General features: G+C 51.4%; 21 protein-coding genes, 1 rRNA gene and 1 pseudogene. 12 read left to right on the plus strand and 11 right to left on the minus strand.

Annotated features, from left to right (window positions below; genetic code table 11):
• Nucleotides 1-248 (minus strand): 16S ribosomal RNA (locus tag J6J28_RS07380); the annotation flags it as partial.
• A 523-nt stretch (nucleotides 249-771) separates the two neighbouring features.
• On the opposite strand from J6J28_RS07380, the gene J6J28_RS07385 reads away from it, so the two are divergent.
• Nucleotides 772-1320 (plus strand): gamma carbonic anhydrase family protein, encoded by a 549-nt coding sequence (locus J6J28_RS07385; protein ID WP_301720818.1) that lies wholly within the window; start codon nucleotides 772-774, stop codon nucleotides 1318-1320.
• Nucleotides 1321-1327: 7 nt separating this feature from the next.
• Here the strand turns inward: J6J28_RS07385 and J6J28_RS07390 are convergent, their stop codons facing one another.
• The 4 genes and pseudogenes from J6J28_RS07390 to J6J28_RS07405 form a co-directional block, all read right to left on the minus strand.
• On the minus strand, nucleotides 1328-4459 hold the full coding sequence (locus J6J28_RS07390) for an error-prone DNA polymerase (RefSeq protein WP_301720819.1): 3132 nt from the start codon (nucleotides 4457-4459) through the stop codon (nucleotides 1328-1330).
• The gene (locus tag J6J28_RS07395; protein ID WP_301720820.1) at nucleotides 4443-5900 is read right to left on the minus strand and encodes a Y-family DNA polymerase; all 1458 of its coding nucleotides are present in this window, start codon (nucleotides 5898-5900) and stop codon (nucleotides 4443-4445) included. The genes J6J28_RS07390 and J6J28_RS07395 overlap by 17 nt, the downstream gene beginning before the upstream one ends.
• Nucleotides 5897-6538: a hypothetical protein gene (locus J6J28_RS07400; RefSeq protein WP_301720821.1), complete on the minus strand. Its 642-nt coding sequence runs from the start codon at nucleotides 6536-6538 to the stop codon at nucleotides 5897-5899. Before J6J28_RS07400 ends, J6J28_RS07395 begins: the two co-directional genes overlap by 4 nt.
• Nucleotides 6539-6748: 210 nt before the next feature.
• Nucleotides 6749-6919: pseudogene (locus J6J28_RS07405) on the minus strand (IS3 family transposase); the annotation flags it as partial.
• A 256-nt stretch (nucleotides 6920-7175) separates the two neighbouring features.
• Here J6J28_RS07405 and J6J28_RS07410 point away from each other — a divergent pair.
• The 3 genes from J6J28_RS07410 to J6J28_RS07420 all read left to right on the plus strand — a co-directional run bounded on the left by J6J28_RS07410 (nucleotide 7176) and on the right by J6J28_RS07420 (nucleotide 10017).
• Entirely contained in the window at nucleotides 7176-7949 is a 774-nt protein-coding gene (locus J6J28_RS07410) for a type IV toxin-antitoxin system AbiEi family antitoxin (RefSeq protein ID WP_301720822.1), read from the plus strand.
• Nucleotides 7950-7955: 6 nt separating this feature from the next.
• Nucleotides 7956-8882, plus strand: a complete 927-nt coding sequence (locus J6J28_RS07415; RefSeq protein WP_301720823.1) for a nucleotidyl transferase AbiEii/AbiGii toxin family protein — start codon at nucleotides 7956-7958, stop codon at nucleotides 8880-8882.
• Between the two features lie 220 nt (nucleotides 8883-9102).
• Complete coding sequence (locus J6J28_RS07420; protein ID WP_301720824.1) at nucleotides 9103-10017, plus strand: acyltransferase; 915 nt, start codon at nucleotides 9103-9105, stop codon at nucleotides 10015-10017.
• Here the strand turns inward: J6J28_RS07420 and J6J28_RS07425 are convergent.
• From J6J28_RS07425 to ccoG, 3 genes are read right to left on the minus strand one after another with little or no spacing between them, the layout of a single operon-like run.
• Nucleotides 9983-10588, minus strand: coding sequence for a thiol:disulfide interchange protein DsbA/DsbL (locus tag J6J28_RS07425; protein WP_301720825.1), 606 nt, complete (start codon nucleotides 10586-10588; stop codon nucleotides 9983-9985). The genes J6J28_RS07420 and J6J28_RS07425 overlap by 35 nt on opposite strands.
• Before the next feature lie 22 nt (nucleotides 10589-10610).
• Complete coding sequence (locus J6J28_RS07430; protein ID WP_301720827.1) at nucleotides 10611-11624, minus strand: serine/threonine protein kinase; 1014 nt, start codon at nucleotides 11622-11624, stop codon at nucleotides 10611-10613.
• On the minus strand, nucleotides 11617-13032 hold the full coding sequence (gene ccoG, locus J6J28_RS07435; RefSeq protein WP_301720828.1) for a cytochrome c oxidase accessory protein CcoG: 1416 nt from the start codon (nucleotides 13030-13032) through the stop codon (nucleotides 11617-11619). Before ccoG ends, J6J28_RS07430 begins: the two co-directional genes overlap by 8 nt.
• Before the next feature lie 225 nt (nucleotides 13033-13257).
• On the opposite strand from ccoG, the gene J6J28_RS07440 reads away from it, so the two are divergent.
• The 6 genes from J6J28_RS07440 (at nucleotide 13258) to J6J28_RS07465 (ending at nucleotide 21990) form a co-directional block, all read left to right on the plus strand.
• Nucleotides 13258-15738, plus strand: coding sequence for a S8 family peptidase (locus tag J6J28_RS07440; RefSeq protein WP_301720829.1), 2481 nt, complete (start codon nucleotides 13258-13260; stop codon nucleotides 15736-15738).
• Between the two features lie 130 nt (nucleotides 15739-15868).
• Nucleotides 15869-16714: a DUF6689 family protein gene (locus J6J28_RS07445; RefSeq protein ID WP_301720830.1), complete on the plus strand. Its 846-nt coding sequence runs from the start codon at nucleotides 15869-15871 to the stop codon at nucleotides 16712-16714.
• A gap of 10 nt (nucleotides 16715-16724) precedes the next feature.
• Nucleotides 16725-17576, plus strand: a complete 852-nt coding sequence (locus tag J6J28_RS07450; RefSeq protein ID WP_301720831.1) for an FHA domain-containing protein — start codon at nucleotides 16725-16727, stop codon at nucleotides 17574-17576.
• 73 nt (nucleotides 17577-17649) lie between these two features.
• Nucleotides 17650-20661 (plus strand): protein kinase domain-containing protein, encoded by a 3012-nt coding sequence (locus J6J28_RS07455; RefSeq protein WP_301720832.1) that lies wholly within the window; start codon nucleotides 17650-17652, stop codon nucleotides 20659-20661.
• Nucleotides 20618-21370, plus strand: a complete 753-nt coding sequence (locus J6J28_RS07460; RefSeq protein ID WP_301720833.1) for a sensor histidine kinase — start codon at nucleotides 20618-20620, stop codon at nucleotides 21368-21370. Before J6J28_RS07455 ends, J6J28_RS07460 begins: the two co-directional genes overlap by 44 nt.
• On the plus strand, nucleotides 21367-21990 hold the full coding sequence (locus J6J28_RS07465; RefSeq protein WP_301720834.1) for a response regulator: 624 nt from the start codon (nucleotides 21367-21369) through the stop codon (nucleotides 21988-21990). The genes J6J28_RS07460 and J6J28_RS07465 overlap by 4 nt, the downstream gene beginning before the upstream one ends.
• Here J6J28_RS07465 and J6J28_RS07470 read toward each other — a convergent pair.
• Nucleotides 21987-23216 carry a Zn-dependent hydrolase gene (locus tag J6J28_RS07470; protein WP_301720835.1) on the minus strand — a complete coding sequence of 410 codons (1230 nt, stop codon included), beginning with the start codon at nucleotides 23214-23216 and terminating at the stop codon, nucleotides 21987-21989. The genes J6J28_RS07465 and J6J28_RS07470 overlap by 4 nt on opposite strands.
• A gap of 156 nt (nucleotides 23217-23372) precedes the next feature.
• On the opposite strand from J6J28_RS07470, the gene J6J28_RS07475 reads away from it, so the two are divergent.
• The gene (locus J6J28_RS07475) at nucleotides 23373-23984 is read left to right on the plus strand and encodes an outer membrane beta-barrel protein (RefSeq protein WP_301720836.1); all 612 of its coding nucleotides are present in this window, start codon (nucleotides 23373-23375) and stop codon (nucleotides 23982-23984) included.
• Nucleotides 23985-24124: 140 nt separating this feature from the next.
• On the opposite strand, the gene J6J28_RS07480 is transcribed toward J6J28_RS07475, so the two are convergent.
• Complete coding sequence (locus tag J6J28_RS07480) at nucleotides 24125-24652, minus strand: carboxymuconolactone decarboxylase family protein (protein WP_301720837.1); 528 nt, start codon at nucleotides 24650-24652, stop codon at nucleotides 24125-24127.
• A 78-nt stretch (nucleotides 24653-24730) separates the two neighbouring features.
• Complete coding sequence (locus tag J6J28_RS07485; protein ID WP_301720838.1) at nucleotides 24731-25276, minus strand: peroxiredoxin; 546 nt, start codon at nucleotides 25274-25276, stop codon at nucleotides 24731-24733.
• 177 nt (nucleotides 25277-25453) lie between these two features.
• On the opposite strand from J6J28_RS07485, the gene J6J28_RS07490 reads away from it, so the two are divergent.
• Nucleotides 25454-26368, plus strand: coding sequence for a hydrogen peroxide-inducible genes activator (locus tag J6J28_RS07490; protein WP_301720839.1), 915 nt, complete (start codon nucleotides 25454-25456; stop codon nucleotides 26366-26368).
• Nucleotides 26369-26382: the final 14 nt, after the last annotated feature.

Raw genomic sequence — 26382 nt, forward strand, 5'->3', positions numbered from 1 at the left:
GCTAATCTCACTTGGGCCCATCTTTAGGCGTGAGGTCCGAAGATCCCCCACTTTGGTCCGTAGACATTATGCGGTATTAGCCACAGTTTCCCGTGGTTGTCCCCCGCCTAAAGGCAAGTTCCCAAGTTTTACTCACCCGTCCGCCGCTCGTCAGCAAAGAAGCAAGCTTCTTCCTGTTACCGCTCGACTTGCATGTGTTAGGCCTGCCGCCAGCGTTCAATCTGAGCCATGATCAAACTCTTCAGTTTAAAGTGTTTAATCGACCCATTGAATCAATGACTTAATAAATCTTAATTTGTTAAGCACTTTTCCAATCAGTCAGGTGTATTCTCTTCGTTATACGAAAGAATACTCGCATCCGAAGATGCTTTTCTCTGCCTGAATCCGGTAAGTGCCCACACAGTTTGCTTGGCTTGGTATATTGTTAAAGAACGTTCTGCTTTCCTAAAAAGCAGGCTTGCGTTGCAGCAAGCAAGGCGGCGTATTCTACAGCCTCGGCGTTTAGTGTCAAGCCTTTCGGCTAAATTTTTTAAGACTCTAAACTGCTACTTTCGGCGGCTTCGTTGCCTGCCTCAAGCGTGGAGCGCATTTTAGAGATTTAAGTCGCCACGTCAAGCGCCTAAATCAAGTTTTTGCATGTTTTTATGCTGACTGCTGGTTTGTTGTTCAGATCGCTGCTTTTTTGTATCAACTCGCGCCTTATAAGGGTTTCTGCTAGTCTAAAGCAGTAGCGCTTAGATCAAAAAGATAACAATTTGAGAGGTAAGAAGCATGAATGGAGATATTCGTAGTTATCAGGGTGTCGAACCCACTATCGGCGAACACGTCTACATTGACCAGAGTGCCGTGATTGTCGGTGACGTAACCTTAGGCGAAAACAGTAGCATCTGGCCGTTCGTTTCCGCCCGTGGTGATGTGAACTTCATTAGTATCGGTGCGCGCACGAATATACAGGACAACTGTGTGTTGCATGTAAGCCGCAAAAGTAATCGTAACCCTGACGGCCATCCGCTTATTATTGGTGAGGACGTTACCGTCGGTCATCACGTTATGCTACATGGGTGCACCATCGGTGCCCGCGTATTAATAGGAATGTCGGCGGTGATCATGGACGGTGTCGTGGTCGAAGACGACGTTATCATTGGTGCAGGGAGCCTGGTTCCGCCAGGTAAAGTACTGCGCAGTGGCTATTTATATGTCGGCAGCCCAGTGCAAGAGCAACGTAAGCTTAATGAAGAAGAGTTGGCCTTTTTGCCAGAGTCCGCAGCGAACTACGTGATGCTCAAAGACGAATACGCCTTGAACGTACACTCGGTGTAAACAGAACTTAGTGAAAGTCGCGCGAACGGTTGGCCTGTAGCTCAAGCTCGGCCAATAACGGCGCGCCGTCTTCTAAACGCCCGGCAATCACATGAATCACATCGCCGTGAATTTCAACTTTGCCATACACTTTTAGGAGTTGCGCCGTAAGGTAGGCTTCGCGTTGGGCCCGTGCTGTCGCTTGCCAGACCACCACGTTCACCATACCGGTTTCATCTTCAAGAGTAATAAAAGTAACCCCACCTGCGGTGCCAGGCCGTTGCCGGCAGGTGACCAGCCCCGCCACGCAAACCACCTGCTGATGACGACAGCCGGCGAGCTCCGCAGCCGTACGCACACCGCGTAACAATCGCCGCTCACGTAATAAGGCAAGCGGGTGACGCCGCACTGAAGCGCCTAAACTACGATAATCCGCTGCTATATCACTTACCTCTGTAGGTGTTGGCAATTGCGCTAAGGTTGCGCGGTCTGAGCCGGTATCGTCGATGGTGCTAAACAAGGGTAGCTGCTCAGCCTTTACCGCCAATGCCTGCCACTGACTTTGAAAACGATGGCCGCTGACTTTATGTAATGCATCGGCGGCGGCCAGGCGCTGCAAAAGAGCAGGGGAGGCACCGAGTTGGCGCAGCTCCTGCAGCGAGGCAAAGCCCTGTTGCGGCCGGCGGGCAAGCAGCGCCTCGACGTGTTGTGCGGCCAGCCCTTTGATCAAACGTAAACCTAAGCGGATCGCATAACCATTTTGCATGGCAACCAACTGATGTGCCCAGGTACTGGTTTGAATATCTACAGGAAGCACCGTCAGATGATGGCGCCGGGCATCTTGCAACAATTGTTCAGCTGAGTAAAAACCCATAGGTAAGCTATTCAGTAATGCACAGTAAAAGGCCGCCGGGTAATGGTACTTAAACCACGCCGAGGCATAGGCTAAGTTAGCAAAACTGGCCGAATGGGACTCAGGGAAGCCGTACTCGCCAAAACCACAAATTTGCTGATAGATGCGCTGGGCAAAATCTAAACTGTAACCGCGCTCGCGCATACCGCTAATCAGCTTCGTCTCAAACTGCTGTAACTCACCGGTACTGCGCCAGTTCGCCATAGCGCGCCGCAGCTGATCGGCTTCACCACCGCTAAAGCCAGCGGCAACCATCGCCAGCTTGATCACTTGCTCCTGAAAGATCGGTACCCCCAGGGTACGCTCGGTGACTTGCCGTACCGCTTCACTTGGATAGGTCACCGCTTCTTCACCGGCACGCCGGCGTAAATAGGGATGCACCATGTCGCCCTGAATAGGCCCGGGCCGCACGATAGCAATCTGCACCACCAAATCATAAAACGTAGCAGGGCGCAGGCGGGGTAACATACTCATCTGCGCACGTGATTCGATTTGAAACACACCAACGGAGTCTGCACGCTGCAGCATCGCATAAACTTTAGCGTCTTCGGTGGGAATGCTCGCCAGATCAAGCGGGCGCTGATAATGTTTGCACACCAGTTGCAGCATTTTCTGCAACGCGCTCAGCATGCCCAACGCCAGCACATCCACTTTGATCAGCTTAAGGGTTTCGAGATCATCTTTGTCCCATTGGATAACGGTCCGGTCCGCCATACTGGCATGTTCAACGGGCACTAAATCGGCTAACTCCCCAGCCGCAATAACGAAGCCGCCGACATGCTGCGACAAATGCCGCGGAAACTTCAGCAGTTGCTCCGTCAGTGACACTAACCAACGGCCACGCTCCGTAGTCGCCAGGCCCGACTGCAACTGCACTAACTGTTGCTGCCAGGGGGTATCCTGATCCCGGCGGTCGATCTGGCGCAGATAATGCGCCAGTTCCTGCTCGCTGAATCCCAGCACCTTGCCAACATCACGAAACGCACTACGCAACCGGTAGCGGATAACGGTTGCCGCTAATGCGGCGCGCTTACGGCCGTACTTCTGGTAAATGTACTGAATCACCTCTTCACGACGTTGATGCTCAAAATCTACATCAATGTCTGGCGGCTCATCGCGCTCTTTGGAAATAAAGCGCTCAAAGAGTACATCAATTTGATCCGGGTTCACTGCGGTGATCTGCAGGCAATAGCAAACCACCGAGTTTGCAGCGGAACCGCGCCCCTGGTAAAGAATGTCGCGCTGCTGAGCAAATTGCACAATGTCGTGGATGGTTAAAAAGAAATACTCGTAGCGAAGCTCGGCAATTAACGCGAGCTCTTTTTCCAGCTTGGCCTGCACATCAGCCCGTAAACCATTCGGAAAGCGCTCTTTGGCTCCGGCATAAGCGAGTTGCCGTAAATAGGCGGTGGCGGTTAGCCCGGCCGGCACCAGCTCCGCCGGATACTCATAACTCAATTCACTGAGCTGAAAGCTGCACTGCTGCGCGACCTGTTGAGTAGCGGCAAGCCAGTCCTGTGGATAACTGCGCTGTAATTGTGCCGCATCACGTAAATAATGCTCCGCATTTGGCCGCAGTTGCGTGCGCACTTCCGTGACCCTTTGTCGCAAGCGAATGGCAGTGACGACATCATGTAACGGCTGCCGTCCGGGCTCAGGGTAGAGTACCTCGTCAGCAGCGACCACCGGCAACCGACTTTGCTGGTGATAGTTGTTATAGCGGCGGTACTGGCTGGCATCATCAACGCAAAAATGACGCGAGAACGCCAGCCAGAGACGCTCAGGAAAAGCTTCGCCCAGCGCCTGGTGATAAGCACTAAAGGCAAGGTCGTTAAGCGGGCGCCACAGCAACAGGCAATCATCCAGCCCGCTAAGGAAATCGTCCGCAAACACCTGATAACTGCCTTTTTCACAGCGCTCCCGGCCACGACTAATCAACCGGCAGAGCTGACCGTAACCTTGCCGGTTTCGCGCCAGAACAATCAGCACGCCCAGCTGTTCAACCTGAAAAAAGCTGCCAATCAACAACTGCAATGATGCGGCGACATCTTTTTGCGCTACATAAGCACGCACCACGCCGGCAACTGAACATTCATCGGTGATGGCAATGGCCTGGTAGCCCAGCGTCAATGCCCGTTCGACATACTCATGAGGATGCGCAGCGCCATATAAAAAGCTGTAATTACTGACACAGTTCAGCGCAATAGGGCGCCAGTCCGGGAGGCTTTTCTCAGCTGAACCAGCCATGTAAGTACCACTCCTCATGACTACGAAATATCCAGCCTTGCCGGTCAAGTGCATCCACCGCAATAAAGTAATCGCGGAGCACGCCTTCCCCATCCCACCAGCCGGTTTGGATCCGCTCCGGGCCCCATTGCAACTGCCATTCGTGAACGGCAATGGCCTCAGGTTCAGGCAGCAGCCAAAGCGGGCGGGGTAATCCCTGACTCGGCCCCTTCGCGGTCTGTAAGTCGGTTTGCCATTGTTGTGCAGCTTCCGGGCGCCAGTCATTTTGCGCCTGCGCCTGCTGCACTGCAGCGGTGCCTAAACGCGCCTGCAACTTGCCTAACAAAGCTTGCAATTGCTGTTGCTCAGCCCGCTGCGCCGTCGCATCTTGCTGTGCGGGTAACCAACTCGTCGCTGTGACTTCACGTGCCTGAAACGCATCGGCCCGCAAACTTAATTCCAGCGCTGGCGTGGCGAGTTGCTGACGCTCTAACTGCAACTGCACCAACTGCTGCATCTCACGCTGACGCCATAAAGGTAAGGCAAAGGCAATGCGTACCGGGGTCTGACTTTGATCCCGATGGTGTGCCAGCAAAGTAAAACAGCTCACACTCAATTGACGGCTTTGCAAAAAAGCTTCTAATTGCTGTAGCAACCGTCGCAACGGGAATAACAACTGTTGCCAGGACGCTACCTCGGTCATTAAATCGAGACGCTCGGAGAACTTCAGTGGTGGCCGGTAGTAACGCTGCGGGGGCAACAGTTCGCCCTGCAACTCTGCCACATAGGCCACCATGGCGCGGCCAAACCGTGCACCTAATTCGCCCACCGGCAGCTGCAACAGATCGCCCAGACACTGAATGCCGACATTCTCAAGTTGCTGCTGTTGCGCAGCAGGGAGCAAAGCAAACCGCAAAGGAACCTGTCGCAGCTTTTCTAGTAGCTCGCTTTTTGCAGCGCGCATAGGTTCAAAGCGGAGCTGCGGGACCTGCGCCAAAATGCGGGCAACTAAAGGACTGTACCCCGCAGCGATTTGGTAGCCTACCGCAACCCGGGCTAAGCGCCGCGCTAATTGACGCTGCACACCAGCATAGTCGCCATACAACCGTTGCAAATCATCGACTTCAAGTAGTAAGCCTTGCGGTGGATATAGCGCAATTTGCGCAATGTCCTGATGCAGCCACTGAGCGAGCCGTTGCAATACCTGCTCTTCACGTTGTTCATCATAGGTTCGCTGCTGCAGTTCAGGCACTAATGTACTGGCGGTAACTTCAGCCATGCCGAGTTTGACCCCAGCATGACGAGCCGCAGTATTGGCTTGCACGACAGTTCGCGCGCGCTGCCCATCGCTACGGCACAGCACTTGCGGCTGTTGCCGCTGGATTTCGCTCTGCAGGCTTAACTGCTCATCCAGCAGCAACTGCGGCAGCGCTAAATACCACCAAAGTTTGTCGCGACTCATGCTAACCGCCGACGCCGCTCCGGCAGATGCCCTGTCACCGGGCAAGGAAACGGAGGTAATGGCCAGCCGGCTCGCCGCTTTACTACCGCCACCTGCAATTGCTGTTGTTGCCACTGCAGTTGCAAACGATTCACGTAAGCACGAGCTTCCTGTTGCTGCTGCCAGGGGGTCAAAATAAATGCCAGTTGTTGATGGCGGGAGGCCGCTTGCTGCAAACGTCGCACTGCACTCGCATCAACCGTCGGAAACCAGGCGACAATCACCCCTAAACTTGCACTTTGTAATGCTTGTTCAAATGCCCAAAGGGCGCGCTTAGGCTCGCTTTCCTGCAACCATAACGGCGCCTGCTGCAACTGCTGATAATGCAGTCCAGGCCAATAAGGCTGAGCCGGAGGGTTTATCCATAAGCAAGGCTTCTGCTGAGCACTGAGTACCGGCATTAAAAATGCCAGTTCGCCCTGGAAGTTGTGCTGCACTTGCAGCTCATGCAATGCGCCGCGCAGCCAACCGCCACCAAGGCGACGGTTAAGCTCAGGCCAGCCGGTATCAACCAGCTGATCACTGGCCAACTGTTCCGCCGCATCATGCCCCTGCCAGACCCATCCCTTATGTACCAGCTCTTGTAATGGATGTGCCATAACAACCTCGCAATACTGTATATTTATACAGTACAACTTTAGCTGTTTTTTTCGTCTCCTGCAATACGCAACTCGCAAATTCCGTTGCTAGGATACACGCACGAATCGATGCCTTAGCTTTGAATTCAAAAGCTGATGGCTGCATCAAGGTGGCTGGGCAGAATAATTGTAAGCGTAACGTCAGTACCACTAATTCTGTAAGTGTAGTGGTCAACAAAATCCTGACACCTTTTTAGTTAATTTCTCGGCTTTTGCCGGGGGCAGTCCATCGTTAAATTGATGCGGTCGTTCCCAGTTGTAATAGTTCATCAGGAAATAACTCACATCGCGCTTTGCTTCAATTGCTGAACGGTAGCCAGTCGCTGGCATCCGTTCAGACTTTCCAGGATAGTACTTACTTACCAAATTCTTCCTGTGACACCGGCGTGACAAGTCTGTGCCAAAAATTTCCAGCGCGTACTTGCATTCATGGTAGTTGCACGATGTTATTGAGCTTAAACAGTTTGATAAGTAACAAATATACGTCGATTATCGACGTGTTTAATCTTTTTATCAAACCAGTTGAGTTTGATTAATATTAAATACACGTCAATAATTAACGTATATAGCTAATCTAGTAAACTAAAAAGAGCATCACATGCTAAATCACGAAGCAGGCAAAACGCTAAAGCAAAAACTTCCGCTTGGTATGATAGCGACGAAACGTTGGCTACAAGAGCAAGGGTTGAGTTTGCACTACATCGACAACTCCGTCCGAAGGGGGGCCTTAGTCGTAGCCGCTCCCGGTGTTTACTATCGAGAAGAATCTCACCCGACTTGGCAGGGCGTGGTCGCTTCCCTGCAGCGAATGGCGACGCTCCCGATCCATGTGGGCAGTCTAACCGCGCTGGAATTAAATGATGTAAGCCACTACATAAACCAAAGTAGAAACCCTATAGTTGCTCTTTATTCGCCTCAAAAGCTCCCTGTATGGGTTAATAAGATAGATGTGGGAGCTACTTTTGCATGGCATGGCACGAAGCGCCTGTGGCCTGAGTCATTGCTGCTCGACCAAAGTGTGTTCCGCCATTATGAATGGAAAAAAGGTTTGCCTGAAATAACGTATTCTTGTGTTGAAAAAGCTTATCTGGAAGTGCTCAACGATGTACCTAAACATATCAGTTTTGAGCATGCTGATGCGCTGCTTCAGGGGTTGCATAACTTATCACCCCGGAAATTAGATACGCTGCTAAAGAACTGCCTTAATGTAAAAGTAAAACGGTTATTCTTTTGGCTAGCGGAGCGCAATCAACAGCCCTGGTTTAAACGTTTAGTGCCAACAGACTACGATCTAGGCTCAGGTAAAAGAGCTATCGCGGTAAATGGTCGCCTGGAAAGCAAATGGCAAATTACGGTTCCCAAGGAGATGTAAATTATCATGGATAGAAATAGTATTGATTATCGCCAGGTTCAGTTGCTTATGCAGGTGCTACCATTTGTTGCGGCTCATGACTGTTTTGCGCTCAAAGGCGGTACAGCGATTAACCTATTTGTCAGAGATTTTCCAAGGCTGTCGGTTGATATTGACCTCGTCTTTTTACCTATGATGGATCGGGGTGAGGCACTTCAAACGATCACAAGTCACCTAGAGCAAATAGCAAAGAATCTTACCGCAGCGCTGCAAGATGTGACTGTCATACGCTCATTTGAAGTTAAAAAGGACGCGCTCCGTTTATTGGTGGAGCGTGATGTTGGCGGTAGAAAGGTTCAGATAAAGATAGAACTGTCACCTGTTCTTCGAGGAACGGTCTACGAATCAAAGGCTTTGAGTGTTACTGAAGCGGTTGAAAATGAATTCGGATTCGCGGAAATTTCAGTGGTCAGTTTTGCCGACCTCTATGCTGGTAAAATTTGCGCCGCACTCGATCGGCAACACCCTAGGGACTTGTTTGACGTCAAACTACTCTTGGATAATGAAGGCCTCACTGATGATATTCGTAAAGCGTTAATTGTTTATATGATCAGCCACCCGCGTACTATATCGGAATTATTACGACCCAATTTCAAAGATATTACTGCCCTTTATGAGGGGGAATTTAAGTCGATGGCGGACATTGATGTCCCGCTAGTGGAGCTTATGGCTGCGCGTGAGGAAATTGTAAAACGTATGCATGCAACATTTACTGACGAGGAGAGGTCGTTTCTTTTGACGTTTAAGTCACGCAAACCGGATTGGTCATTACTCGGAATTGCGAATATTGAGCAATTGCCCGCTGTTCGTTGGAAACTGAATAACCTTGAAAAAATGAGTGAGGAAAGGCATCGGATAGCTTATAACAAACTTAAGGAAGCTCTCAATTCATAACGCGTGTCGTGTTCTTCCCAAACCTCTTTACCCCGTATCCCCTTCCTTAAGCCGCGGCACACCTGATAACACCACTTTCGTAGGTATGGGTACTACTTAGCAACTTTTCGTGGCCCTAGACTCCGGAGGCCAAGACCATTAAAGCCTTAGTGATTAAAGTTGAGCAAGGCTTAATTATTTACGTATGATGGGATAACTGTAGATTGACTCGGGCGTGCTTATGCTAACGTTGCTACTGACTCCTTTTCGCGTACTCATTAATTTCACTTTCGGTGCGGTGGTGACGGCGATTATTGGCGCACTGATTATCATCCTCGGTTTGCCTAAATTGCTATTGCCGATCCCTGCAGTGCAGCGTGGACTGTCGACGCTGGCAAACGCGCTGTTCCGGGTCTGGGGCTATGCGATGTCGATGATGTTTCGGCTGACGCAGCCCATGCACTGGCATATTCATGGTGACGCTGAATTGCACCGTGACCGCTGGTACATGATTCTGTGTAATCATCGCAGCTGGGTGGATATTCTGGTGTTGATGCATCTGGCGTCGCGCAATATGCCGATGCCGCGATTTTTCCTGAAACAGCAATTGTTTTGGGTACCGATTATTGGGCTGGGGTGCTGGACACTCGATATGCCTTTTATGAAGCGGTACAGTCGCGCGCAAATCGCCCGCAAGCCTCATTTAAAGGGCAAAGATATCACCACTACGCGAAAGAAGTGCGGCAAATTCCGGCATATTCCAACCACCGTTATTAACTTTTGTGAAGGCACCCGTTTTACGCCGGAAAAGCATCAACAAAAACGCAGTCCCTATCGTCACCTGTTACCGCCAAAAGCCGGTGGCACGGCGTTCACGCTGCAAACGATGGGTAAGCAATTCGATGCGATACTGGATATCACCATCGTCTACCCATCGCATAAGCGCCCAGCGGTTTGGCTGCTGCTTAGTGGGCAACTTCGGGATATCTATGTGAATGTCGAGACATTACCGATGCGGGAGGATTTGATCGGTGATTATTTTAACGATGAGGCATTTAAAGAACGCTTCCAACGCTGGCTAAACCAGCGCTGGAAACGTAAAGATGAAGTCATTGAGAAGCTTACTTCTCGAGCAGATAACCCGCCGCAGCAATAAAGTCATCGGCGAAATTTTCGCTTTCGCTGAAGCCTTGTGGCAGCAGACGATACTTACCGTTGACGATAAAGGTAGGGGTTGAGTTCACGCCATAGTTCGCGGCTTCACGATCCATTTTGTTGGCCATGCCACGCACCGCAAAGCTGTTGATCATCTTATTGAAGTCTTCTTTGCTGACGCCATTGGTGGCGAAGACCGCTTCGAAGTCTTCCATGCTACCGATCATGTTATTTTGCACGAAGTTGCGCTGGAAAATCGCCGCCGCAATTTCTTTATCTTTATCGAGCTGCTCAGCCAGTGCCCAGGCTTGATTCATCATCATGCCCTGACCTTTGTAATTGATGAACGAAACATGAGATTTCTCAAAGGCTTCTGGATATTCAGCTGACATTGCTTGCGCAATAGGCTCAAAACGATAGCAAGCGCCGCAGAAAAACGAGAAGAATTCTTTAATCTCTGGCTTTTCCGTACCCTGTTCAGCGATCACTTCATAGTGTACGCCTTCTTCGAACTGCTGCGCAGCTGCGGGAAACATCATCAACGCCAGTACGGCAAACAACATCTTTTTCATGGTGGATTCCTGTTGGTTCCAATTAACAATTAAAATTCGGACGTAACTCTAACGGAGCTTCCTGCAAGGCTGCAAGCTGTTCTTTCATCGCCAGCACCTGCTGCTCCCAATAACGCTGCTCAGCAAACCACGGAAACGCCCGTTGAAATGCTGTATCTTGCCAGCGTCGTGCCAGCCAAGCCATGTAGTGTATGATGCGAAAACCGCGTAAGGGTTCAATCAATGCGGTCTCGCGCGCGTCAAAATCACAGAATTCTTCGTAGCCGCTGACCAGCGCATCCAGCTGCATCCAGCGTTCCTGGCGATCATCACCGGCCAGCATCATCCACAAATCCTGGATGGCAGGGCCAGTTAATGCATCATCAAAGTCAACGAAAGTCAGCTCGTCCTCACGCAACAGCATATTGCCAAGGTGGCAATCACCATGCAAACGTTGCTGATCATAGGCAGCTAAATCTGTTTTCAGCAACTGCTCGGCCAAGGGTTCAGCAATCGCCCAAAAGGCGTTTTGTAAACCGTCCGGAATAAGCTCGGTTTGTCGCAAGGTCTGCAACGACTGCGTGACAAAATAGTCGGCGTTGATGGTGCCGCGGTGCTTAAACTCACCTTGCCGCGCCACCGCGTGCAAGCGTCCAATTTGGCGGCCAATGCGCTCCAGCTCATTCATGTCGCCGGGTTCGACCGCGCGTCCACCCACACTTGGAAAGACGCTAAAGCGATAGCCTTCAAAGTAGTGCAGCGTTGCCCCGTCTAACTCCAGCGGCGCTACCGCCGGTACATCTTCGGCCAGCAACTCTGCAGTGAAGGCATGCTCTTCCAGAATTTGTTCGTCGCGCCAGCGCGCCGGACGATAAAATTTCGCCACGTAGCGTTTGTCATCATCGGCAATAAACTGGTAAACACGGTTTTCATAGCTGTTGAGTGCCAGTAGACCGGAGCGCGGGTCTACGCCCACACTGGCCAGAGCATTGGCAATCACATCCGGCGTTAAACCGGTAAAGCTAAAATCCGTTGCCGCGTCCGTGGCATTACTCATAAAGAAAACTCGTTTGGTGTTGTTCCGTCACTGTACCATCGGTGCTGGTCACAACGAAGTAAATGTCCTGTACCCGCTCGGTGACTTCGTCCGGATGCACGGCGAGGGTCACTGGCACTGTGGCAATTGAGCCGCCGTCAATGGTGACCTCGGTGGTACCGAGTAACTGCGTTCGCTCAAAGCCTTGCGCCTCGATAGTAAAGGTTTGCGGCAACTGTGACTTATTCAGTATTTTCAGGGTATACACGTTCTGTACCCAACCTTCCATGCTGATACTGTACAGCTGGTTGCGATCGCGCAGAATGTCGACTTCAAGGGGCTTGCGGGTGGAGATATCCCATACCAGCAAGGTCGCCATAATCACCATCACAACAAAATAGCCCACCGCTTTGAAGCGTGTTTTCCGGGTTCTTCCGCCTTCCAGATTGCGCTCAGTGGTAAAGCGAATGAGGCCGCGTGGGTAGTTCATTTTATCCATGACATCGTTACAGGCGTCCACGCACGCACCGCAGTTAATGCACTCGTACTGCAAGCCGTTGCGGATATCGATACCTGTAGGACAAACCTGCACACACATATTACAGTCAATACAGGTGCCTAGGCCTTTGGCTTTGTAATCCGTACGTTTGGAGCGTGGCCCCCGCGGCTCACCCATATTCGGATCGTAAGATACGGTCACCGTATCTTTATCGAACATGGCTGATTGGAAGCGCGCATAAGGACACATGTGGGTACACATGATTTCACGCATCCAACCTGCGTTACCGTAGGTACAAAAGGTAAAGAACAAGACCGAGAAAGTGGCCCAGAAGCCGGTGTCGAACGTCCAAAAGTCGGTAAATAATTCCCGAACATTGGTGAAGTAACCGACAAATATCATTGCCGTGAGTAATGCTACGAGAAGCCAGGAGGCATGCTTGGCGGTCTTTCGCCAAAGCTTATCGAAATCCCAGGGACGCCGATCCAGCGCAATACGCTTGTTGCGCGGACCCTCGATCTTTTTCTCGAACCACATGAAAATAAAGGTCCAGGTGGTTTGCGGACACATAAAGCCGCACCACACTCGCCCGTACAAGGTGGTCACAAAGAACAGGGCAAATGCAGCCACAATCGACACCCAGGCCAAAATCGTCAGATCCTGCGGCCACAGGGTCATACCAAAAATACGAAAGCGTTGGTTGGCAATATCCAGCAGTACGGCCTGGTCACCGTTCCACTGCAGCCAGGGGATGAGGGCAAAGACGAACAACAGTAAAAAGCCGAAGCCGCGGCGGAACCATTCCAGCTTCCCTTTCACGTCGCGCACGTAAATTCGGCTGCGCGGCGAGTAATCGTTGCTGCGCTTATCGGGGTCAGGACGCTGGATCTTCACTTGATCCGCCGCCATTACTTTCACTTTCTGCTCCATAACCGTACGCCACCCTCAGCTATTTCCACAAGATCTGAAGGGATTATACGCTTATTTGTCACTAATTTTCAGGCTAAACCTTAAAAAATACATTTCGCTTGTTGGTTTAAAAAATTGACACCGCTAGCCCACAAATAGGGGGATTACCCCTATATCACTTCAGCTCCCCCTCGACCACGATAGTTGTGCAGAAAAAATCAACAGAACAACCAGAGGAATGAAACGATGAAGAAATTTGCTCTCACCACTATTGCGGCATTAACCCTTGCCGCCGCGCCAGGCCAGGCCATGGCCGAGGCCGTTATCGGCGACCAGCTGAAAGCGAAGCTTCCGGTACTTAGCGCTTCTGAACAAATCATGGCTGTGGTTACTTACGATCAACTCGAGCCCGTGACCGAATCACAGATCCAGCAATTATTGGATCTTGGCTTAGCCCAAGGCGTGCAATTCTCGTCACTGCCGATCATTGGCGTACTTGCCACCCGTCAGCAAATCGAGAGCCTGGCGCAACAATCGGACGTCCGCTCAATCTGGCTGAACCGTCAACTGCAGTACTTCAATGCTGACCAACGCAAAATAACCGGCGTTGAACAGCTGCAAAGCAACGAGTTTATCCAACGCAACAACACCTCGTTCACTGGTAAAGGTGTGACCATTATGGTCAACGATTCAGGCATCGATGCCGCGCATCAGGATCTCCTCTACGGCGATACGGTGGTTGAAAATGTGCAAGCCATTACCAGTGCCGAAGCCATCAGCCTGGTGGCTCCCACCGACGGCTTTGTGCTGGAAGGACAGATTAATACTGACTTGAACGTCGGTCACGGCACCCATTGTGCAGGCACTATCGCCGGCTCTGGCGTCATGTCTGATGGCAAGTACATGGGCGCAGCGCCGGACGCGGACCTGGTGGGTTATGGTTCTGGTGCCGGGGTATCAATTCTCGATGCCGTCGGTGGTTATGACTACGCCATCAATAATGTCTACGCCTTTAATTCGCCGATTCGCATCATGAGTAACTCGTGGGGTTCAAGCGGTAAATTCAGCCCTGACAGCCCGGTAAGTATCGCTTCTTATAAAGCTTACAAGCTTGGTATCCTTTCCGTATTTGCGGCCGGTAACTCAGGCCCTGGCGAAGACAGCCATAACCCTTACGCGCAAATTCCGTGGGGTATTTCCGTGGGTGCGGGCGATAAATTCGGCCACTTGGCAGGATTTTCATCACGCGGTTTAAAAGGTGAGTCGGATACATTCCAAATGCCCGACAACAGCACCTGGACCTATAACAACGAAGTGACCATCGTTGCACCAGGCGTTGATATTATCTCCACCCGTGCCAGTACCAATCTGGTTTCTAATGGCGGCGATGCTGACCTTGACGCAATTGAAACCGAGTACGTACCTTTTTATACCATGATCTCTGGCACCTCTATGGCGACGCCACATGTTTCAGGCATTATCGCTTTGATGATGGAAGCAAATCCGAGCTTGTCGCTACTTGACATCAAACGCCTCCTGCAAGAAACCGCGACCAACATGCCAGGTTACCAAAAATGGGAAGTCGGCGCCGGTTATGTGAATGCCAAAGCCGCGGTTTCTGCTGCACTTGATTATGATTTGGATTACGTAGCAAGTGTCAACAACCTCAATACGTTCAATGCCAATGCACTGATCACGACCAGTGACCGTGTTGAGCCATTTGAAGTGTTATACGCACCGGTCGGTGAGCCGGAAACCCACAGTTTCCAGGTGGGGGAAGATGTCGCCTGGGTCAAAGCCAGCGCTGATACTCTAGCCAATACCACCAAGCTGGTCCTTGTAGCACCCGATGGTACCGAATACTTCGGTAATCTCACGCTGCCCGTACTGGAGACAGGTATGCGAGTTTCTGCGCCAGGTCAGGCGGGCACGTGGCAGGTCTATGTGTATGGCTTAACCTCACTATCTGGTGTTGACCCTGATCCGCTTGATGTGACCAACGGTCCTGGCGTCCCTGAGGTGATTTCAGGCACGGTGACCTTTGAGCTTAACGGCGGCTACGACGGTGTCGATGATATTGAAAGTCATCCACAGCAAAATGCGATTGAATTTGCGGTTTCTGAACGCCTCGTCGATGGCTTCACCAACGGTAAATTCCGACCTGACCGCAACCTGGAGCGTAAGGATCTTGCCCAGTACTTAGTCATGGGTGGTGCGATTCGTCAGTATCGTGATTTACTCAACGAGCCGCAGCCAAACCTAAACAATGTGAATGGTGATTTTGTCGCCTACGCGGAAGCCGTATCTGTTACCGGTGCAGCATTGAAAGACAGCGACCAGGTACAAGCTCCGGTCATGCTTTCCAACAACGGTAATTTTGACCCAAGAGGAGAGGTCAGCAAACTCGACCTGGCTTACACTCTGGTTCAGGTACTTGGCCTGGAAGCTACGGCTAAAGCCTTCGATAGCAGCCAGGATATTCTGGTGGATTATCGCGGACAGACTGTAGTGCTTTCTGATCAGGATAGCATCCCTGCGCAAATGAAAGGCTACGTACAGACCGCCATCAACTATGGCTTGCTGAATGTACAGTTTGGTATCGAACAGGGACCTTTCGATCTCGAACCCCAGCTGACCGCGCATTTTGCGCCGGCGACCAACATTACCCGCGCACACTATGCGTTGCTGACCGGTCGCTTATACAGCAACTATTACGAACTCTTTTAAGCGTTGAGTCACCCTGACTGTTTGGGGCTCGGTTCGAGCCCCCTTTTTTTATTCGGGATGACAAAATCAGAAAGAAGGAGTACATTTAATTTGTTAACTGTAACAAATTGTAACAAGAGAGGTACCACCTATGTTGATAAGCAACTGTTTCAGTAAGTTTTCTTCGGTGGCTGCAGCAGCTTTGCTTTTGTTTAGCGTGCCTGCAAGTCAAGCCGATCCACTGACTTTGGACATCAATCATCGTGCCAACACGATTGAAACCAGTGTCGAGTTGACTCAGCTTGTTAGCTTCGATCTGAAGATTAAATTTGATAATGCCGTGGGCCTTTCGGCGGAAAATTTTACCGTCGACGCCCAGCTACTGAGTGTGACCGACCCGTCGCTCGTTTCACGTTTACCCGATAATTTACTGACCGCGCTGCCTACTGCGTTTCCGGTGCAGATTTCGATTACCCCGGATCCCAATAAAGGCTTTTCCTTTAGTGGTGCGTATGAAATCGAGATTTACACAAAATCGCTGCATTACACAGAAGGCTCACCGTTGCGCTTATTCCACTCGCATGCCAATGGTACTTTTGAAGACATGACCACCATGACTGGTGCTGGCAGCATGCGTGTTCGCGGCAATGGCGGCCAGTTCTCTGACTTCGTTATCCTGGCTGACCTGCGCAGCAAGAGCAGTGTTATTGCGACCAAATTCGCGCGCATGCAAAATTTCGTCAGTGCGCAACAAAGCAACTTAGATTATTCCGCGCTGAATGCATTGGCTACCGCTCTAAACGCGATCGAAACCGCCTTAAACGCCAACCAGACCGGGCAGGCATTAGCTGAGACACAGCAGCTTATTAACCTACTTGAAGCGGACGATGGCACGTTGTTTCCAAACGTCTGGCGCTCAGCGGGTGACTTAGTGAACGTGCAAGGCCGCATGTTAGGTATGGCGACCACCTTACGCTACAGCTTGCGGACGCTATAGGACATTAACGATGCCAGCGATTGTCGATATCGTTTACCAGGACCGTTTCGCGCCTCAGCACCAACTGTTTGAGGCGCAATCCTACGTGGTCGGCCGCAGCGCCAGCTGCGATATCCAGGTTGACCACCCGACGGTATCGCGCCGCCATTGTTTACTTCACTTTCAGAATGAACAGTGGCAGGTCAGAGATCTAAACAGCACCAACGGCCTGTCCGTAAATAACCAGCGGTGTTCATCCAGTGCCTTAACCGCTGAGACGGTGCTGCAGGTGGGGCATTTGAACCTGGTCTTTGCGCCAAAATCAGCACACCAACTGGCCATTAGCCTGAATCGCAAAACCTGGGCTAAGCAAGTTTTTGCCTCGCTGCAGAGTGCCTGGCAGCAAACGCACACCATCGACACCTTGCTACCGATGCTGCAAGAAAGCGTGGCGCAACTCTTAAACAGCGACCGCACCGCATTAGTCCTGCTCGATGCCCGCGGCCAGCTCAGTGCTTGTCGCGGCTATCCGCAATGGCAGGAACCTGCAGGCTTCACCGGCACCACTACTTTAATCCGGCAGGCCGTAGAGACACAAAAACCGGCGATAGCGAACAACGCTATTTTGCATCAGCAACTCGGCGCAGCAGCCAGTGTGCAACGGGCTAATATCAAAGCTGCCATGGCTTTTCCTATTGTCGTCAATCAAGTCGTCAGTGCAGTGCTGTACGCCGACAGCACAGAACATCACCATTATTTTACCGAACAGGATATTGCCTTAATTGAAAGCTTCACCAAGATGTGGGCAATGGAGCTGAGCCTGGCGACCATTGATTCTCAGATTAATTTCGCCGAACAGCAACTCAGCCAACTCGCCGGATAAAGAATCCAGTATTAGACCTTTACCAATTCTGTGATAAGTTGAGGTAGACCTTAGCAGCCTATAGTCGACCTGCATGACTGATGTAACAGAGCCAGACCAGCCAAACGACCCGGCGGAGACCAAGCGCGCTTCGCAACACTTGCTTGTGCCCGGGCAAGAGCTTGCCCATCGCTTTAAGATCGTCAAGTTACTCGGTCGGGGTGGACAGGCAAGTGTTTATCAAGCTTTTGACACCGTGCTTGAAGAAGAGTGCGCGGTCAAACTGTTAGCGGCCGACGCCCCTGTTACCGCAGAATCCATTGAACAGTTGCGCAACGAAGTTATTCTGGCGCGGCAGCTGCAACATCCAAACATCGTTCGCGTCCACGAGTTTTATGCGACGGACGACTTTGTCTTTTTCACGATGTCGTTGATTGAAGGCAAATCCCTGCAGGAAGTGCTGGAACAGCAGCTTTCTGCGGAACAATGTCTGGGCTGGTTTAAAGCTTTAGTGTCCGCGCTGCAAAGCTGCCATGAAAATGGCATTATTCATGGCGATATCAAACCCGCAAACATCGTCGTTACCGATGATAATGAAGTTAAAATTGTCGATTTTGGTATTGGCACCACCACCAGAGACGCTATCACTCATCATTTTTCAGAGGGTTATACCGCACCTGAAGTCGCACGCTCACACGTACCTACGACAGCAGGCGACCGCTACGCGCTTGGCAAGGTGTTAGAACAGCTGCTTGCCGCAATCACACCAAAAAGCTGGCAAAATGTCACGGTAAAACGTCGGGCACTGCAGCAACTGGCTGCGGCCTTGCAGGCAGATGAGCCTGGACGGCGACCTTCTCTGGCCACTTGTTTGGCTACGCTCGAACCACAGTCACCCCGGCGCTTTATTATGCCTGCCGCATTGCTGTTACTTATTGCTGCGGTCATCGGATTCTGGCTATGGCGTGCTGCGCCCCCGGCGGTCGATGCCACCACCGCGCCGGATGCACCTATCGCAACCCTTGGTATATACAGTAACGAGGACTATGTCGCTATTGCGCAACTGGTTCATCTTACCCTGCAGACCGAGCCCGACCTTTATTCCATTGAGCCGAGTACCATTCAACGTCTGGTGGAGCGCTTAGGTATTCAACCTGAACGCGCTGAGCGTGAGCGCTCGCGCCTGGCACAAATCACTGAGGCCGACTACTTACTGACGCTGAGTAACAAAACAGTAGGTACAGCGTCACAATTGCACGCCTTGTTGACGGTCTATCCCGGTGAGCAAGTGCTCATGAGCTCGACCTATACGGTCTCCGATCAGACCGCACAGCAGCTCGCTACGCAAGTCAGTAGCCAGGTTAAAGACTATTTGCTGACGGCGGAACGTTCGAGCTCAACCACAACCTCTACGAGCGAACTCGCATTACTGGAGCAACTGCAAGCGGCGCGCTCGCAAGACGACCCGGACGCGCTGTATGCGCAACTGCAGTCGATTGTCGATGCCGATGTCAGTGGCTACTGGAAGCTACAGGCGCGGGCGGAACTGGCACAACTCGATCAACAGTTTGAGGCCGCTGCAGAGATCCTCGATGAACTGCTCGTGCGTTATCCACAGCGCGCCGATATTGCTGCACAACGCGCGCAGGTTGCGAGTCAGCTCGGTCACCTGGAGACGGCGCGGGAATACTATCAAAAAGCTCTGGCATTGGATCCACAGCAACCTTATTGGTGGTTTGAGCTGGCGCGACTGAAAATTATTCAGGGGGAGACACAATCAGCCTTGCAGCAAGAGCTGACACAGGCCCTCATCATTTTTGGACAGCGCGAGAGCGATGCGGGCCAAGGCCTGGTGCTGAATGCTTTTGGCGTGGGTCACTTGCGCTTAGCGCAATACCAACAAGCACTACGTTACTTTTCGCAAGCGCTGGAGTATCGAAGCGCGGAGAAGTATCCTCAAGATCGCATTACCACCTTGGGCAACTATGCGACTGTGGCTGCAATCTTGCGCGATTTCGCGGCGGCTGACGCGGCACTAAAAGAAGCGACCACTCTGGCTAAAGCTCAGGATGACCCGCTGGCGGTTGCTCACATTGAAAACGAGCGAGGTCTGCTCAATGAAGAACAGGGCTTTTACCAGCAGGCTCTGGTGCATTATAAACGGGCACTGGATCTGCGCCTCAGAGAAGGCTCCCCCTATGTGCAAAGTCAAAGCATAAACAACGTCGCTTTCATTAATTTCCTGCTCGGGGACTACAGCCTTGCCGAAGTGTACTGGCGGCAAGCGCTGCAAATTGTCACCGAGCTGAATGAAACATCGACCTTGCATAGCATCCAGGTGAGTCTGGCACACCTGCTTGGCCTGCAAGGACAGTTCAGACAGGCTGAGCAACTGCTGGCAGAGCTATTTACCGCCGCAGACATCAGTCCGGAAGCCAGTATGGCCGCGCACATACAAGCAAGTCGGCTGAATTTCGCGCAAAGCCGCATGGCAGCGGCAGCAGAGAGTATCGATGAAGCCATCCGTATCGCCGATGAGATTGGCGATACCCGGGGGTTAACTGAAAGTTTGCTATGGGAGGCGGAGATTGCGTTTCACCTGCATCAGACGCAGGCTCTGGAAAATAACCTTGAACGGTTAAGTAAACTCAGCGAGTCCTTTAACCGTGAGCAAGCTCTGACGTTCCACTGGCTGCAGGAAATGCTGCGCTACCGCCTGACTCAGAATAACGACTTTACCACGCTTGCCGACACTGTTCTTGCGCAGAACTGGTCACAGTTATTAGAGGCCAAAATACTGACGGAAGTGGCATTTTATGGTGATTTTTCATCCTCGCATCCCATTTGGCAACGCCTGGACGAGCTTAATAATGAAACCATTTATGCCTCGCACCTTCTCTATCTGGCCGCACAGGACACCCCAACTGCACAGCAGCAGTTACAGTCGAGACTGCAACGTTTTCCTGATTACTGGCGAAACTTTGAGCTCTATCGGGTACTATCATCAGATAGTGCTAAACAACACGCACAAGAAGCCTTAGAGCAACTATTAGATAAAATGAATGAAGCGCAACGAGAAGCCTATCAACGATTCGCTCAACTTTGATGAACTGCTGACACTGTTACAGCAATTACGCGAACAACAGCATAGCCTACAGCAGCAACTCAGAAGCGAGCAGACGAACCTGCAACAGCTTGCCAAACGCCTGTGGCTGCAGCAAGAGCACGATCGTGCGCGCTTCGCCCGGGATTTGCATGACGACCTGGGGCAGCAATTGACCGGTATCGCCACTCAGTTAGCCGCAGCCGACGACAACCCCTTGTGCCGTGAACTCCACCAGCAGGTGAAACATGCGATCGCGAGCACGCGTACACTGGCACGTCTGATGCACCCGACACTGGTGCATGACTTAGGTTTACAGGCCGGGATCCAGTGGTTGAACCGCCAGTTGTTGCAACCTGCCGGAATCACTCTTGAACTTGATTATGGGCTGAGTTCGCGACTGGATACCGATGCTGAACTGTTCTTGTTCAGGATTGTGCAGGAAGCGATGGTGAATACGGTAAATTACGCGCAAGCCGACCGCTTTGAGCTTTTGTTAGAACGCTCACAAAGTGCTTTGCTATTGATAGCGCGCGATAACGGTCAGGGCTTTGACAGCGAGCAGGTTGAAGCTGGGGTCGGTTTACAAGGTATGCAAGACAGAGCCTCGGCGTTCGGTGCTGAGTTCACGCTGCGCAGCGCCCCCGGCAAAGGTTGTGAAATTCAGATCCAACTTCCTTTACACCAGGCAATCACTCCGGAGGAGCCATGATACGCCTGATTCTTGCAGACGATCACACCATGGTTCGGCAAGCGATAGCGGCAACCTTAACCGCGCAGGGGAATGTTGACGTGGTCGCGCAATGCGCTGATGGGCTGGAGCTGGTGGACGCTGTGTTACGCCAGCAAGCGGATGTCGTTTTGATGGATATCTCGATGCCCAAAATGAACGGCTTTACTGCGCTGGAGAAGATACTGCACCACCGTCCCCAGACCCGGGTTATCGCACTCAGCATGCATGACGAGCCTGAATACATCGAAGCCATTCGACTTGCCGGAGCTTGTGGCTACGTCTTCAAAGATGCTGCCACCGACCAGCTTTTGCAGGCAATTGAACGTGTCATGCAAGGAAAGCAGTGTTTTCCTGATGTTGCCAGTGACGGTGAATCGCGCGCAACGCCCACGCAGCCGTTAGCAAATTTGACCCGCCGCGAAAAGGAAGTCTTTCATCTGGTGGTTGCCGGGCGCTCAAATAAAGAAGTCGCACAACTGCTCGCGATGTCCGCCAAAACCGCAGAAAATCACCGCGGCCGGTTATTCAAGAAACTGCACGTTAAAAACACCGTTGAACTCATCCATTTCGCGGCAAAACACGGCCTGCTTGAAGCTTAGTCGTCCAATAATTCTTGCACAGTATCCAGCAGCACATTAGTACCCGCTTCTACATCATGCCAATGGGACCATTCGTCCGGAGCGTGGCTGACGCCGTTGACTGAGGGGATGAAAATTAAGCCTGCTTCAGTAATTTCCGACAAAAACTGCGTGTCATGTCCGGCACCGCTTGGCATCCGCGTGAAGCTGTAACCGCGTTTTTTAACCTGCTTCTCGATGAGGTCGCTGATGGGTTTCGAGCAAGGTTTTGGCCCCAGCCAGCTCGATTGCTCATACTCAAAGCGCAAGTGATGTCTGCGGGCAATTGCCGAGAGGGTTTTATTACAGGCGTTAGCAAGCTCTTTCATGACCTCTTCATCCATGTCCCGGCCAACAATAGTGAACACTGCCTCGCCTGGCACAGTGTGCGGGTTGCCCGGTTTTAACTCGACTTTACCGACGGTAATCCGCGTTTTATCGGTGCCGTTTTCGGCGATGATACGGTCAATTTCATGGGCAAAATCTGCCAGCCCCATAAAGGCGTCACTGCGCTTATCCATGGGTGCGGTGCCAGCATGATCGGCTTTACCTTTGAGGTGCACAATCCATTTAAAGACCCCGGAAATACCATCGACCACACCAATTTGCAGGTTATCCTGAAAGAGCACGGGGCCCTGCTCAATATGCAATTCAAGGAAGGCTTTTAGCTGCTCTGGCCGCCAGGCAGCATCAAGCGCAGCCATAGCATCCAGCCCCTGGGCGGACATAGCATCTTTCAAATACACTTCATCAGCATCATGGGCTGACAGCACCCAGTCAGGATTAAGCTTTCCCGCAATCGCCTGCGCACCAAACATGCCGCCGAAGCGGCCTTCTTCTTCTGCGGTGGCGACAGCCCAGATGGGGGTCTCCGACTGTACATCGTTTTCATCCAGTGTCTGCATGACCTCTAGCGCTGCGATAACCCCGAGGGTGCCGTCGAAGATACCGCCGGCGGGCACGGAGTCGATGTGCGACCCCATCAGCACCGTCGGTTTGTTGCGATCACCACGGCCAAAGAAGACGTTTCCCGCACCGTCCATGTAGGTTTCATAACCGGCTGCTTTGGCTTTGTCCTGCAGCCAGGAACGGGCTTGCATATCGGCATCACTAAAGCCCGGCCGGTACACCCCGCGGTCGTCTTCGTTATAGCCGATTCTTGAGAGTTCGAGTAGGTTCGCTTTTAGTCGTTCGCAGTTGATCTGCATGAGACTCCTTATTCGCTGTTTTATCATTAAAGCTTAGATACTGTGCCGGAATAGGGCAAATCAGCGTAGCGTGGCATTTTATTGACAGTTCCCTAAATCTCGACTTGACTGCTAATGCTGTCCCTTGCGCTGTAAACCGCTTCTCTGGAGGATCTTATGAACTACGTGACTATTCCACTTGCCGCTTTATTGCTGCTTTTCGGTGCTTGCAACTCAGCTACTGCTTCAGCGTCTGAGCGGCCCGTTTATAACTATGTTTCCGGCTACTATCAACTGCTCGACTTCGATGAAACCGAAACGGGTATAGACGCCGAACCAGACGGGTTCGGGTTGGAATTTTCCAAGCAACTTAATGATTTTATGTACGTTATCGCCAGTTACGATGACATCAGCGGCGATTATGAAATTGGCAACTTCGTATTCAGTGGGGATACCTCGGTTCTCATGGCTGGTGTCGGCTTCAAGCACAGCACATCACGGGTATCCGATGTGTTTTTTGAGCCTTCCATCGTGTACGTGGATGACAACTTCAACGGTGACTCTGAAGATGATACGGGATTTGCCGCCAGGATCGGCTTTACTCATGTGTTCAACACGGCTTTCCATTTGAAAGGGTTTCTGCGCCACGTTAGCGTGATGGATGCACATACCAACAGTTATGGCGCAGAAGGCCGTATTCTGTTTAGCGACTCAGTACATGGCATTCTTGCTGCGGAGGCCAACTCTGACGGAAAACTCTTCAAAGCTGGCGTAAGTTTCCGATTCTAATCCAGCGGTACCATAAGCAACGTAAAAAAAAGCCCGGCGTGGGGCCGGGCTAAAAGGGTTATAACAACCAGATCTCAGGGAATTCGATGGCTACTTTAGCTAGCCATCATGACAAACATGTGACAACTGCCGAATAATTTTTAAGCGACCCGGCGCGCTGTTGTAGCGGCGTTCAATACTGCCGCCATTTTAATCGAGTTTTGAATCACCTGCGCTGAAATATCATGCTTCAACAGCACGCCAACGTGGGAATCAATACACATACCACAGCCGTTTAGTGCAGAAACGGCCAGCGAGTACAACTCGAAATCTGCTTTATCAACACCAGGGTTTGCCATGCCATTCATGCGCAGACCTGCTGGCATTTTGCTGAACTGCTTATCGCTGCTTAAATGCAAGAAGCGATAGTAAATATTGTTCATCGCCATCAAGGTCGCCGCTAATTTCGCCGCGCCGACTACGTTGGCTTCGATTTTGCCTTCCGCTTCAGCTTCAACAGCGGCGGTCAGCGCGTCATCGCCAATCGTATAAGCTAACGATAGGGCGGTGCCATAGAATTGGGTCGGGGTCATGCCAGAGGTATCGACATTGCCGAAGATATTCGACAAATTCAGTTTGGTATCTTTACCGTGCTCGCCCAAGCCTTGTTTGTAATCTGCAATGCTCATAAATCTTCCTCTTTAAAAAGAGTGCCGCCGAAGCGGCACTTAACAGGACATCACTCAATGTGGGGGGAGTGATGCCGCTTACAGGGTGTCACCGCCAAGTGCGCGGTTACATGGGCACAGCTCGTCAGTCTGCAGGCCATCAAGGATACGCACGATTTCAGCTGGGTTACGGCCGACGTTCAGGTTGTTTACCGACACGTGCTGAATCACGTTATGTGGGTCAACAATGAAAGTGGCGCGCAGGGCTACATTTTCAACCTGGTCACGTACGCCAAGACCATCAACTAATGAACCGTTATCGGCAAACGAGTATTGGTTCAGGCTCTTCAGATCCGGGTGCTCACGGCGCCATGCCAATTTCACGAATTCGTTGTCAGTGCTACCGCCTAATACCACCGCGTCACGGTCAGCAAAATCTTCGCCTAATTTGGCGAATTCAACGATTTCTGTTGGGCAAACGAAAGTGAAATCTTTCGGATAGAAGAAGATGATCTTCCACTTACCTTCAAAGCTATCGTTGGTAATGGTTTCAAATGCGCTCTCGCCGTTTTCTTCCGGCATGTTGAAGCCTGGCTTTGCTGCTACAACTGAAAATTCTGGTAATTTATCGCCTACTGTTAACATATTGAATGTCTCCTGGGTTCTTCATTTAAAAACGGATTTAGAAAGTCTTCGAGGTTGCAAAATCGGCTGCCGCCTCGGTACGGGGAGAATAATAGGGGGGATGGCTGATTTGTTAAAACGAATAAAAGGGATTATGATAATCGGAAAACATGATTAAACCTTTTTAAGGGACACCCAATGAGTAAGCTTCCTAGTTTAAAAAATCTCAGCTACCTGCTTGCCCTGCACCAGCATCAGAATTTTAACCGAGCTGCACAGGCCTGCCATGTCAGTCAGTCCACCTTGAGCAGTGGTATTCAAAATCTTGAGGAACAACTGGGCTGTCAGCTCATTGAACGCGATCACAAGTCTTTTCTGTTTACCGGTATGGGCGAAGAAATCGTTGATCAGGCACGCAAGATCATTACCGAAACGGAAGAGCTGCTGCTGTTCGCTCAGAGTCAGGGCAAAACCATGGAAGGGCCTTTGCGATTGGGTTGTATTCCAACCATTGCACCTTTCCTGCTAGGCGACTTAAGCAAATTTGTGCATCAGCATCATCCGGCCTTGCAGCTGAACATTCGTGAGGACACCACGCATAATTTATTGCAGCTGCTGCGTAATGGTGAGCTTGATGTGTTGATTTTGGCTTTGCCGATGGATATTCAGGGTAACCAGAGTTACATGCTGGGCCGGGACCCGTTTAAACTGGTCATGCACAAGTCGTTGGCAGAAAAAATCGAAGAACCCGTCGCTTACAATCAGCTGCCTGATGCGTCGATTTTTTTACTGGAGAAAGAACATTGTCTTACCGGCCACGCGGTAGCCGCCTGTGAACTCGCTGATTCCAGCAAGATTAATCCGTTTACCGCGACCAGCCTGCACAGCTTGGTACAAATGGCCGATGCTGGCTTCGGTGCCACTTTCATCCCGCAAATGGCGATTGACCGGGGCATTTTAAACGGCACTGATTTAATCGCACTCCAGCCCAAAGGTCAGCAAGCGTCGCGGGACATTGGCCTGATCTATCGCTCGACGACCAATCGTCGGCAAACGTTCCGAAAATTAGCGGAAATCATCGCTGATTTGTTACCTGAACGCACTTTACGGTGAGAAAATCGCAAACC

Origin of the sequence: Pseudidiomarina terrestris (assembly GCF_030466375.1) — a bacterium.
Taxonomy (GTDB): Bacteria; Pseudomonadota; Gammaproteobacteria; order Enterobacterales; family Alteromonadaceae; genus Pseudidiomarina; species Pseudidiomarina terrestris.

Excerpts from the sequence above, each read along its gene's own strand:
- J6J28_RS07475 (WP_301720836.1), top strand. The coding sequence starts at position 23,373 with ATGAACTACGTGACTATTCCACTTGCCGCTTTATTGCTGCTTTTCGGT.
- J6J28_RS07410 (WP_301720822.1), top strand. The coding sequence starts at position 7,176 with ATGCTAAATCACGAAGCAGGCAAAACGCTAAAGCAAAAACTTCCGCTT.
- J6J28_RS07450 (WP_301720831.1), top strand. The coding sequence starts at position 16,725 with ATGCCAGCGATTGTCGATATCGTTTACCAGGACCGTTTCGCGCCTCAG.
- J6J28_RS07470 (WP_301720835.1), bottom strand. The coding sequence starts at position 23,216 with ATGCAGATCAACTGCGAACGACTAAAAGCGAACCTACTCGAACTCTCA.
- J6J28_RS07490 (WP_301720839.1), top strand. The coding sequence starts at position 25,454 with ATGAGTAAGCTTCCTAGTTTAAAAAATCTCAGCTACCTGCTTGCCCTG.
- J6J28_RS07455 (WP_301720832.1), top strand. The coding sequence starts at position 17,650 with ATGACTGATGTAACAGAGCCAGACCAGCCAAACGACCCGGCGGAGACC.
- J6J28_RS07395 (WP_301720820.1), bottom strand. The coding sequence starts at position 5,900 with ATGAGTCGCGACAAACTTTGGTGGTATTTAGCGCTGCCGCAGTTGCTG.
- J6J28_RS07480 (WP_301720837.1), bottom strand. The coding sequence starts at position 24,652 with ATGAGCATTGCAGATTACAAACAAGGCTTGGGCGAGCACGGTAAAGAT.
- J6J28_RS07445 (WP_301720830.1), top strand. The coding sequence starts at position 15,869 with ATGTTGATAAGCAACTGTTTCAGTAAGTTTTCTTCGGTGGCTGCAGCA.
- J6J28_RS07465 (WP_301720834.1), top strand. The coding sequence starts at position 21,367 with ATGATACGCCTGATTCTTGCAGACGATCACACCATGGTTCGGCAAGCG.
- J6J28_RS07420 (WP_301720824.1), top strand. The coding sequence starts at position 9,103 with ATGCTAACGTTGCTACTGACTCCTTTTCGCGTACTCATTAATTTCACT.
- J6J28_RS07425 (WP_301720825.1), bottom strand. The coding sequence starts at position 10,588 with ATGAAAAAGATGTTGTTTGCCGTACTGGCGTTGATGATGTTTCCCGCA.
- J6J28_RS07400 (WP_301720821.1), bottom strand. The coding sequence starts at position 6,538 with ATGGCACATCCATTACAAGAGCTGGTACATAAGGGATGGGTCTGGCAG.
- J6J28_RS07440 (WP_301720829.1), top strand. The coding sequence starts at position 13,258 with ATGAAGAAATTTGCTCTCACCACTATTGCGGCATTAACCCTTGCCGCC.
- J6J28_RS07415 (WP_301720823.1), top strand. The coding sequence starts at position 7,956 with ATGGATAGAAATAGTATTGATTATCGCCAGGTTCAGTTGCTTATGCAG.
- J6J28_RS07385 (WP_301720818.1), top strand. The coding sequence starts at position 772 with ATGAATGGAGATATTCGTAGTTATCAGGGTGTCGAACCCACTATCGGC.
- ccoG (WP_301720828.1), bottom strand. The coding sequence starts at position 13,032 with ATGGAGCAGAAAGTGAAAGTAATGGCGGCGGATCAAGTGAAGATCCAG.
- J6J28_RS07460 (WP_301720833.1), top strand. The coding sequence starts at position 20,618 with ATGAAGCGCAACGAGAAGCCTATCAACGATTCGCTCAACTTTGATGAA.
- J6J28_RS07485 (WP_301720838.1), bottom strand. The coding sequence starts at position 25,276 with ATGTTAACAGTAGGCGATAAATTACCAGAATTTTCAGTTGTAGCAGCA.
- J6J28_RS07430 (WP_301720827.1), bottom strand. The coding sequence starts at position 11,624 with ATGAGTAATGCCACGGACGCGGCAACGGATTTTAGCTTTACCGGTTTA.
- J6J28_RS07390 (WP_301720819.1), bottom strand. The coding sequence starts at position 4,459 with ATGGCTGGTTCAGCTGAGAAAAGCCTCCCGGACTGGCGCCCTATTGCG.